Source organism: Campylobacter concisus (genome assembly GCF_003048445.1).
GTDB lineage: Bacteria > Campylobacterota > Campylobacteria > Campylobacterales > Campylobacteraceae > Campylobacter_A > Campylobacter_A concisus_BF.
The window spans coordinates 63,976-73,462 of record NZ_PIQW01000009.1; the positions used below are offsets into that span (position 1 = coordinate 63,976).

Genomic DNA, 9,487 nt, shown 5'->3' on the forward strand with positions numbered 1-9,487 from the left:
ATTATCTTTGCTTGCAAGAGTCTTTTAACTCTTGCAAGTTTTTTTTCAAGGCAAGTTTAGATTATTTTTTAGATGCAGGACCATCTTTTGCAAAAGCTTGCAAATATCTAAGAATTCTTGCCTTTTCCTCATCGTTTATTTTTGCAAAAGATTGCATAGCCGAAAGATATGCTTCCCACTCGTGCATTGAGTGTTCTTTTGGTTTATGTGCAGCATGGCATGAACTGCATGTATCATAGTAAAAAAGGTCTACTTCGTCCCAAGCTTCGACTTTATTATCACTAAGCTCACCAGTTTTTACCCAAAATTTCATCTTAGGCTTTGCTGTATCATCTTTTAAACTAAGTAATGTCAAAAGTGGCTCTTTTTTATAAGCTAGAACCTTAGGGTTATTTGCAGCAACTTCTCCACTAACCTCGACAAGGCTTAAATCGCCTTTCTTCTCCAAAACTTTAACTTTCGAACCTTCATAAATTTCACCAACTACCTGATTGTTTGTTGTATCAAAAAGATCAGTTTTTATATCAGATACGAAAGCATCTTTTGCGAATATAAAATTCGCCAAAATTGCCATAATTATAACTATTCGCATATTTTAAGCCTCAATAATTTTAGGTGGTTTTATGCCTTTGTACTCTCCGGCATCACTTTTTCTAATACCTACCAAGCATGTATCTACACTAGTAGCTTGTGCCATACTAGATGTTGGAATGCTACTTGTTAATATATTTGCATTACCAGCTTGGCAAACTCCATTCTCATCAAGATCTACCCAGGCACCTTCTTGTAAAGCAACTACTCCACGCATTATATTTTTAGTTACAACAGCTCCTGCTAGGATTTTACCCCTTGAGTTAAAGACTTCGACTGTATCACCATCTTTTATACCAAGAGTTGCTGCATCTTCATCATTTATAGTTATAGGTTCACGATTACCAACTTTATAAATCTTGCGGATAAAATTACTATTGTCTGCTTGCGAGTGGATCCTATAAAGTGGGTGTGGACTTAAAAAGTGGAATGGAAATTTAGCAGTTAATTTTTTGTTACCTAACCATTCTGCTGGCTCAATCCATACTGGGTGACCTTTAAAATCATCAAGTTTATAATCAGCAAATTTTTGGCAGAAAATTTGGATCTTTCCACTTTTTGTAGCCAATCTATTCTTAACTGGATCTGCTCTAAAATCAGCATGACGAGTAAAATTCTTCGCCTCTTCACTAGGCTCAAACTTCATAAATCCTTTCTCCCAGAATTCGTCAAAACTCATACGATCAGGGCAATCACTTCTTTCATAAAGTTTTTTAATATGCTCAAATTTATCCTTACCACTGCTAAATTTCCTAAATGCCTTATCTGAAACCATTTTAGCCATATCCGCAAAGATATCATAGTCACATTTTGACTCATAAAGTGGCTCTATAACCTTCTTCATCGCATACAGATAATCTTGCGAAAATGATCCTCCATAAGTGATGTCATCACGCTCTAGCTGGGTTGCAGCAGGTAGTACAATGTCAGCATATTTTGATGTAGGAGTCCACCAAGGATCTTGTGATATAACAGTATCAAGAGTCCTTAAAGCTTTAATCATCTCATTTGCATTAGGATGATGCCCTAATACATTTGCACCAGTTGCATAAAGAACCTTTATTTTAGGGTATTTAATCTTTTCGCCTTTAAATTTAATCTCTTTACCTGGATTTAGGATTGCTTCACTTATTCTTGAGGCAGGGATCACTTCTTCAACCTCATTTTTACCTTGAGGTAAGCCGGCAGGAAGCTTAACGTCGCAAGCGGCTTGACCATTACCAGAATAGTGCATAGAAAGACCAAGACCACCGCCTACAAGACCAATTTGTCCGATCATAGAAGCAAGCACTATAAGTGCCCATTGAGCTTGTTCTCCATGGTGAGCGCGCTGAATAGACCAACTGCCAGCGATGAAACTACGATTAGATACAAGCGTATCAGCAAGAGATTTTATAACCTCCTCATCAACGCCAGTTATTTTAGAAGCCCAGTTTGGAGTTTTTTCTATCTTGTCCATAGTTTTGCCTAGCAAATAAGGAACAAATTTGTCAAAGCCATCTGTATATTTTGCAATAAATTCTTTATCGTATTTCTTTGATGTGTATAGATAATGCATCATACCAAGCATTAATGCAACATCAGTATTTGGGCGAATTTTTATCCATTGTGCATTAAATTTTTTAGCAATAGGTGTGTATTGTGGTTCTATAGTTATAAATTTAATACCAGCCTTTACGTACTCATCATAAATTTCATTGTTTGCACGGTTTGCAACTTTATAATCTACTTGATTGCATTTAAAAATATCTGCACCCCAGAGCACATAAACTTTTGTATTTTCCAAAATAGTCTTATGTGAACTTTGAAGTGAATAAACTTCTAAATCACCTATAATATCGCCATTTACACGACTTGCTGCACCAGTAGAATAATCACCATCAGTGATAACAGATCCACCAAAAACTGTATTAAAAAATCTACCTGGCAATGAAACGCAGTTATGAAGTAGTCCTGGGTGGCTCCAACCATCATAAGCGGCGTTAAAAATTTCATTAGACTTTACACTTTTTAGTTTATTGACTATCAGTTCATATGCCTTGTCCCAACTCACGCGAACAAATTCTTCTTTACCGCGAAGCTCTCTTTTGTCTTTACCTTCCAAATAGCTCTTTCTAACACAAGGAAATTTTACGCGAGTATCACTATAAACACGCTCTATCCAAGCATCATTTAGTGGGTATTTTGGATCTTTATCAGACTCTTGTGGGCGAATTTTGATGATCTTGCCAGACTCATCTAAATCTGCATAAAACGCACCAAATCCGCTTGCATTTGGAACGCTTTTAGCTACTTTTTCTTCTGCAAATACTGGAGTTGAGCCAAGGGCTGCAGCAGCTATTGCACTTGATTTTAAAAAATCTCGTCTTGAAATTTTCAATTTTACTCCCTTTCAAAAAAATTTACTGTAATTTTACATTGCAATTTCATAAAAAGATCATTATTAATATTATATTTTACTTAAACTATATAAAATCAGATCATGAGAAATATATTAGAAAAACTAAATATAGCTGTGATATTAAAAGATAAAAAAACTGAAAAATTAGTTATTGATAAACGCAAGTATTTTAACAACATATATATTTGGAATACAGAAAATTTTGTAAGCTCATTTTGTAATTGCTGTACGAGAATAGATGCAATAATACTTGATTTAGATACATTTTATGAAAGTAGTGAGCTTATAGAGTTTGAAAAAATACTCGCACTATCAGAGCACCAGCATTTTATTTTTTTAGCCAAAAATCGTAGAATTTATTTAAAAATGCTCTCAAATTTTAATGGCGGGGATTCGATTATTTTATTTAAACCCATAAAACTTGCTGCCATCTTAGACAACTTAAAAATATTAGTCCCTATGCCTGAAATAAATTTAGTAAAAATTACTAAATCATTAAGTGTAGATATACAAAATGAGACAATCTATTTAAATAATGAAGCCATTTTTTTACCAAAAAAATTACATAAGTTGGCTTTGCTTCTTAGTTCTAATTTAGAACAATTAATACCTTTTGAAGAGATTGACGACATTGTCTTTGACGGGGGAGCGGAATCAAATGCTGTAATATCAAATCTAGTAGGTACTCTAAAAAATAGATTAACACTAAATATCAAAAATATTCGTTCACGTGGATATGTCTTGTATAAAGATACTTAAAAAGTATGACTAAATTCAAATTGTTTTAAAACATAATTTTAGCCACATTACATGGCTAAAATGGGGGTTTAGAAATTTGCAAGAGGCGCAAATTTCTAAATGAAATTTATATTTTTAAAAGCTCAGCTTCTTTCTCTTTTACGAGAGTGTCGATCTTTGCGGTGTAGGCGTCAGTTATCTTTTGAACCTCATCTTGTCCCTTTTTGCTCTCGTCTTCAGTTATAGCCTTGTCTTTTTCAAGCTTTTTGACCTCGTCGTTTGCGTCTTTTCTCACGTTTCTTATACTAACTTTTGCCTTTTCGCCCATAGCTTTTGCGTGTTTTGCATTTTCTTGACGTTGCTCGACGGTCATCGGTGGGAAAAATAGCTTAACGCTCTCGCCGTCGCTGTTTGGATTGACGCCGATATTTGCAGCTTGGATGGCTGATGAGATCGCTTTTATCATGCTCTTTTCCCAAGGGGTGATAGCGATAGTCGAAGCGTCGCTTGTAAGCACGGTGGCTACTTGATTAAGCGGAGTTGGCGAGCCATAATAATCAACCATAACGTTATCTAGGATGTTGATATTTACCTTGCCAGTTCTAAGTGTTGTAAAATCGCGTTTTAAAGAAGCGATCGCCTTTTCGCAACCCTCTTTTTGGGTATCGTAAATTTTATTTAGCATTGGTGTCCTTTATTAGAAGTTTTGTACTTCTGTGATGATCTACTTTTAGCGACATTAACACTTTGCGTTTATCAAGCGGTGGATTAAATTTACACTCAAAAACGCCATTTGTCATAGGTACTTTTCTAAAGCCATCAAAGCCAGTCATGAAAAAACTGCCCTCACTTGCGTTAGTGTCGGTCTTGATGATGAGCTTGTCGATCGCGTTGTTTTGCGGATAGCCCTCTGGAAATATCCACTGAGCATTTAAAAATTTACTATTAAAAGTTAGCGCTATCTTTGTGCCGTTCATCACTGGCGTTCTGTAAAGATCATAAACGTCACTTTTATCTGAAACTGCGCCTGAGTTTTGATTTAAAAGTGCCAAAAAGCCAAATTCTTTTGCCAAAGAGACGACCCTACTATCGATCTCACCGTAAGGCACTGCGAAGTATTTAGGCTTATAACCCATATGCTTTTCAAAGGTCTCAACACCCTTTACAAAGTCCTCTCTTAAGGCCTCATCACTAAGTTTAGTCATCCTTGGATGAGCGTATGAGTGATAGCCGATCTCTCCGTAAGCTTCTAACTCTTTGATCTGATCAAAGTCTAAATAATCACCATATTTGTTCGCGCTTGCCTCTACATAGACCATCAAAGCAAATGGGTAGTTATACTCTTTAAAAAGCTCAAGAGCGTTATTGTAAAAGCTTTTGTATCCATCATCAACGGTGATAACAATCCAGTTATCAGGGATCGGTTCGCCAGCATTTACCGCATCGACAAGCCTTGATAGCTTAACAACTTCGAATCCATTGTTTTTAAAGTATTCAAACTGCTCTCTTAAATTTTGGATAGAAATATCTGTGCTAACGTGTCTTGGATCGTCAAAGCGGTGGTAAACTAGGATGTGAGCGTCTGCCAAAGCAAACGTTAGCGTCAAAAGTGACGCTAAAAACGTTTTTATCATTGTTATTTTACTGGATTTTGTGGTGCGCTAGGAGCTGCTGGCACGTCGTTTGATTTTGGTATGACTAGAGATTTGCTATCGACACTATCAACGATAGAGCGTTTTAGATCTTTGTTGTAAAAATATCCAAGCGCAAGTGTGTTTAGAATAAACAAAACGCCTACCACAAAGGTAAATTTAGCTAAAAACCCAGCTGGTCCTTTTGCTCCAAAAAGGCTCTCGTTGCTTCCACTGTATGCTCCAAGACCGATAGATGAGCTCTTTTGGAGTAAAACTGCGATCGTGATAACGACAGCTAGAACAAATTGCAAGATTAAAAATATTAAACTCACGAAATTTCCTTTAAATTTTTTAAATAGTTTGCGATTATACAAGAAAAGATTTAAATTTTTAGTTAAAGTTCTTTTTCAAGCTCATAAAGCTCGTATCTTATGCTTTTAAAAAGCTCGGCTCGCTCTAAATTTACAAGCTTAAAGCACTCTTCAAGCACGCGAGCGCTCTCCTGGGCACGCTTGAAATTTGCAGTGATAATCTCGTCTAAATTTGATCTTTCTTGCTCGCTTTTTGTGCTGGTTTTTAAAACGTCGTTTTGAGAATTTCTAAATTTTAAAAATTCTTTTTGTGGGATCTTTGCCTTGTGGCGGAGAGATTTTATCTTATAAGCGAGCTTAGCGTCATCAAAGACATATCTTTTTATATCTTCAACGACGCGAAGCCCTTCTTTTAGCCTATTTAAATTCGCATCTATCACTCGGTAGATGCGCTCGTCATTAGTCATTTCTATTAAAAATGCCTAAAATTTGTAGTAATGATGTAAATAAATTTACAAAATCAAGATACAAAGCAACTGCGCCTTCAACCGGCGTCTCGTAGTTGCCACGGATGATATTTTGTGTATCAAAAAGTATGTAAGCACTAAATAAGATCGATGAAATACTTGCGATTACAAGTTGGAACATCGTGCTTTTAACGAAAATGTTGATGATCGCTGCCACAACGATAACTATCAAAGTTATAAACAGCATCTTGCCCATCGTTGTAAAGTCGCGTTTTGTATTCATCGCAAAGACGCTTAACGCACCAAATGCAACTGTTGTCAAACCAAATGCTTGAGCCACGATACTAGCGCCACTTGGCATAGCAAGGATCGCTGAAAGTAGCGGAGTTAGCGTAAGACCGCTTACAAATGTAAATGCAAAAAGAAGTATTAAATTTAATCCCTCTTTGCGTTTAGCTGCCATTAGCCCAAAAAGCAACACAAACTCTAGTATCACAAGTCCCCAAAACAAAAATCTATTTGCCGCAAAAACGCCAGCAATGCTAATGCCTACGTAAGCGCCAGCAGTAGCTGAAAGTAGTGATGCTGCAAAAAGTTGATAAGTTTGTTTTATAAAAGTGCTTAGTGAGCTTTGAGAATACGCAAGCTCTTCTTGATTTTGCTTAGCGTAGTTTCTATCATACAAACTCATTTTTTCTCCTTATGAATTTTTTCGGTGAGTTTAGCCTAAAATAATTAAACAATAAATAAAAAGAAGTTTAATAAAAAATATTAGTTTAAAGTCCGTTTTAGAGGGCATTTTTTTGATTAAATAAAAGTTGCTATAATCGCGATAAAAATATAAAAAATGGAGATAAATTTTATGGATGATTCAATACTTGAAGGTGCAGTAAAATTTATGGAAGATGGCTTTTTAGAGCATGAAGAGCTCTTTAAAAGCTTACAACACAAGCAAGATCCGCACACGCTTTTCATATCATGCGTGGATTCAAGGGTCGTGCCAAATTTGATAACAAACTGCCTACCAGGCGAGCTTTTTATGGTACGTAATATCGCAAACATCGTGCCACCTTATAGGGTGAGCGAAGAGTTTTTGGCGACCACTTCGGCGATCGAATATGCGCTTGAAGTTTTAAACATCAAAAACATCATCATTTGCGGGCACTCTGACTGTGGTGGATGCGCGGCACTTTATGTGGATGAAAAGAAGCTAAAAAACACTCCAAACGTTAGAAACTGGATCAGGCTAATAGAGCCGATCAAGCGAGAAGTGCTTAAATTTACAAGTGACGATCCAGCCAAAATGGCGTGGCTAACCGAGAGGCTAAACGTGATAAATTCGATAGAAAACATAATGACATATCCAAATGTAAAAGAGGAGTATGAAAGTGGCAAGCTTCAAATTTATGGCTGGCACTACATCATAGAAACTGGCGAAATTTTTAGCTACGATTTAAAAGAGGGCACGTTTAAGCTTTTAGCGGACAAAAGAGGCGAAAATGCGTAAGTTTCTAACCATCATCCTGCTTTCTTTCATAACTCTTTTTGGCGCTGATAACAACGTAACGCAAGAAGACGATATCATCAGCATAACAAATCAAATTCAAACCCTAAACAGCCAGATAAACATCATAAAATCTCAGCAAAAAGACCTAAACGCTTCAAAGATCGATAACTCAAATTTGATCACTCTTCAAAATAAAAAGAACGCTCTTTTAGAGAAAATTCCGACTTATGTTATGCAGATCGAAGTCACACAAAGCGATATCAATAAATATAATCTGCAAAAAGAGGCGCTAGAGAAAAAGGTAGCTAGGCTAGAGAAGCAGTCAAACAAGGACGCCTATATCCAAAGTGCTATCGAGCTTGAGAAGATGAAGGTTGATTACGCTTACTACTCAGCGCTTATTAGTCTTGAAGAGATCTTTAAAAAGGGTGCTAAGGCAAATTCTATAAAAGAAGTGATAGATAATGGACTTTTAAATTTACAGACAAATTCTTATGTAAGTATAAAAGATCTAAAAGACTCATTAAATGACACTTCAGGCTCTTACGACAGCGCCTTTTTTGACCTTGAGCTGAAAAAAGAGAGTGAAGAAGAAATTTTAATCTATCTTAAAAATAACGCCGATCTTCTAAGCTCAAGCATGCTCTTGTCTGAGCTAAATTTAGTCGATGCAGTCGAGTATATAAACAAAACAACAGCCATAAATTCAAGCAAATTTAACATCGGCAAGATCGTTGTTATCGTTGCGATATTTTTATTTTTCGTCTCGCTAACTAGAATTTTAGCCAAGCTCACCTACTGGGTGATGTCACTCGTCGCTTCAGGCGAAGGGGTAAAAGAGGCTAAAAATCAGATCGTTGATATCATCAAAAAGCCGATCTCAGCACTTCTTATCATCTATGCGCTAAACATCTGTATCGGCATTGGATTTTATCCAGTGCCAGTGCCTCTAACGGTAGCAAACATCTTTTCTATCATCTATATAGTCGCATTTTCATGGCTTGTTCTAACCATACTAAATGGCTACGGCATCGCTATACTCGACAAGATCGCGCAAAAAAGCAAGCGTAAAGAGGTGATAAACCTAGCGCTAAAAGTGATCTACGTGATCGTGTTAATTATCACACTTTTACTGATCCTTCAAAAGCTTGGCTTTGATATCTCAGCACTCATCGCCTCACTTGGTATCGGTGGTCTTGCTGTTGCCTTCGCTGCTAAAGACATCATCGCAAACTTCTTTGCATCTGTTATGATGCTCTTTGACAACTCATTTTCACAAGGCGACTGGATAGTTTGTGGCGACATCGAGGGCACAGTCGTTGAGATAGGATTTAGAAAAACAACAGTTAGAAGCTTTGATAACGCCCTTATCTTCGTGCCAAACTCAAAGCTAGCGAGCGATCCTGTTAGAAACTGGACCAGAAGAAAGGTCGGCAGACGCATAAGAATGGTTATTGGCATCGAGTATGGACCAACTACAGAAGAGATCAAAAAATGTGTAAATGACATCAAAAATATGCTGATAAATCACCCAGATATCGCTAAAAGCGAAGATATTGCGGCTAATAAAAGAGGTCTAAAATATAGACAAAACATAGTCTCAGTTGATGACTACGCTGGATATAAGTCAAATTTATTTGTCGTGGTTGATGACTTTGCTGATAGCTCGATAAATATCCTAGTTTATTGTTTTGCCAAAACTATCGTTTGGGGAGAGTTTTTAGATGTAAAACAAGATGTAATGCTAAAAATTATGGATATTTTAAAGCAAAATGGTCTAAATTTTGCCTTCCCAAGCCAAAGCTTGTATATCGAAAATATCAAAGATAAAATTTAAG

General features: G+C 36.5%; 10 protein-coding genes. 3 read left to right on the forward strand and 7 right to left on the reverse strand.

The window, feature by feature from the left end; all coding sequences use genetic code 11:
* Positions 1-61: 61 nt before the first annotated feature.
* Both CVT14_RS06780 and CVT14_RS06785 read right to left on the reverse strand, forming a co-directional pair.
* The gene (locus CVT14_RS06780) at positions 62-592 is read right to left on the reverse strand and encodes a hypothetical protein (protein ID WP_035169966.1); all 531 of its coding nucleotides are present in this window, start codon (positions 590-592) and stop codon (positions 62-64) included.
* A gap of 3 nt (positions 593-595) precedes the next feature.
* Positions 596-2,971 carry a molybdopterin-dependent oxidoreductase gene (locus CVT14_RS06785; protein ID WP_021089231.1) on the reverse strand — a complete coding sequence of 792 codons (2,376 nt, stop codon included), beginning with the start codon at positions 2,969-2,971 and terminating at the stop codon, positions 596-598.
* 102 nt (positions 2,972-3,073) lie between these two features.
* Between CVT14_RS06785 and CVT14_RS06790 the strand changes: the two genes are divergently transcribed.
* Complete coding sequence (locus tag CVT14_RS06790; protein WP_021089222.1) at positions 3,074-3,751, forward strand: hypothetical protein; 678 nt, start codon at positions 3,074-3,076, stop codon at positions 3,749-3,751.
* Positions 3,752-3,857: 106 nt separating this feature from the next.
* On the opposite strand, the gene frr is transcribed toward CVT14_RS06790, so the two are convergent.
* The 5 genes from frr to CVT14_RS06815 form a co-directional block, all read right to left on the reverse strand.
* Positions 3,858-4,415 (reverse strand): ribosome recycling factor, encoded by a 558-nt coding sequence (gene frr / locus CVT14_RS06795; RefSeq protein WP_087581160.1) that lies wholly within the window; start codon positions 4,413-4,415, stop codon positions 3,858-3,860.
* A complete protein-coding gene (locus CVT14_RS06800; protein WP_107849984.1) occupies positions 4,405-5,364 on the reverse strand; it encodes a polysaccharide deacetylase family protein in 960 nt (319 codons plus the stop codon). Before CVT14_RS06800 ends, frr begins: the two co-directional genes overlap by 11 nt.
* A gap of 2 nt (positions 5,365-5,366) precedes the next feature.
* Positions 5,367-5,696, reverse strand: coding sequence for a preprotein translocase subunit SecG (secG, locus tag CVT14_RS06805; RefSeq protein ID WP_021087232.1), 330 nt, complete (start codon positions 5,694-5,696; stop codon positions 5,367-5,369).
* Between the two features lie 62 nt (positions 5,697-5,758).
* Positions 5,759-6,142: a hypothetical protein gene (locus CVT14_RS06810; RefSeq protein WP_021089275.1), complete on the reverse strand. Its 384-nt coding sequence runs from the start codon at positions 6,140-6,142 to the stop codon at positions 5,759-5,761.
* Positions 6,135-6,833, reverse strand: a complete 699-nt coding sequence (locus CVT14_RS06815; RefSeq protein WP_002941542.1) for a Bax inhibitor-1/YccA family protein — start codon at positions 6,831-6,833, stop codon at positions 6,135-6,137. The genes CVT14_RS06810 and CVT14_RS06815 overlap by 8 nt, the downstream gene beginning before the upstream one ends.
* 171 nt (positions 6,834-7,004) lie before the next feature.
* Between CVT14_RS06815 and CVT14_RS06820 the strand changes: the two genes are divergently transcribed.
* Positions 7,005-7,649, forward strand: coding sequence for a carbonic anhydrase (locus CVT14_RS06820; RefSeq protein ID WP_021086289.1), 645 nt, complete (start codon positions 7,005-7,007; stop codon positions 7,647-7,649).
* Entirely contained in the window at positions 7,642-9,486 is a 1,845-nt protein-coding gene (locus CVT14_RS06825; RefSeq protein WP_107849985.1) for a mechanosensitive ion channel domain-containing protein, read from the forward strand. The genes CVT14_RS06820 and CVT14_RS06825 overlap by 8 nt, the downstream gene beginning before the upstream one ends.
* Position 9,487 lies beyond the last annotated feature (1 nt).

Bases quoted from the DNA above. Each gene is read 5' to 3' on its own strand.
- frr (WP_087581160.1), bottom strand. From the start codon at position 4,415: ATGCTAAATAAAATTTACGATACCCAAAAAGAGGGTTGCGAAAAGGCG.
- CVT14_RS06820 (WP_021086289.1), top strand. From the start codon at position 7,005: ATGGATGATTCAATACTTGAAGGTGCAGTAAAATTTATGGAAGATGGC.
- CVT14_RS06825 (WP_107849985.1), top strand. From the start codon at position 7,642: ATGCGTAAGTTTCTAACCATCATCCTGCTTTCTTTCATAACTCTTTTT.
- CVT14_RS06815 (WP_002941542.1), bottom strand. From the start codon at position 6,833: ATGAGTTTGTATGATAGAAACTACGCTAAGCAAAATCAAGAAGAGCTT.
- CVT14_RS06780 (WP_035169966.1), bottom strand. From the start codon at position 592: ATGCGAATAGTTATAATTATGGCAATTTTGGCGAATTTTATATTCGCA.
- CVT14_RS06790 (WP_021089222.1), top strand. From the start codon at position 3,074: ATGAGAAATATATTAGAAAAACTAAATATAGCTGTGATATTAAAAGAT.
- CVT14_RS06800 (WP_107849984.1), bottom strand. From the start codon at position 5,364: ATGATAAAAACGTTTTTAGCGTCACTTTTGACGCTAACGTTTGCTTTG.
- CVT14_RS06810 (WP_021089275.1), bottom strand. From the start codon at position 6,142: ATGACTAATGACGAGCGCATCTACCGAGTGATAGATGCGAATTTAAAT.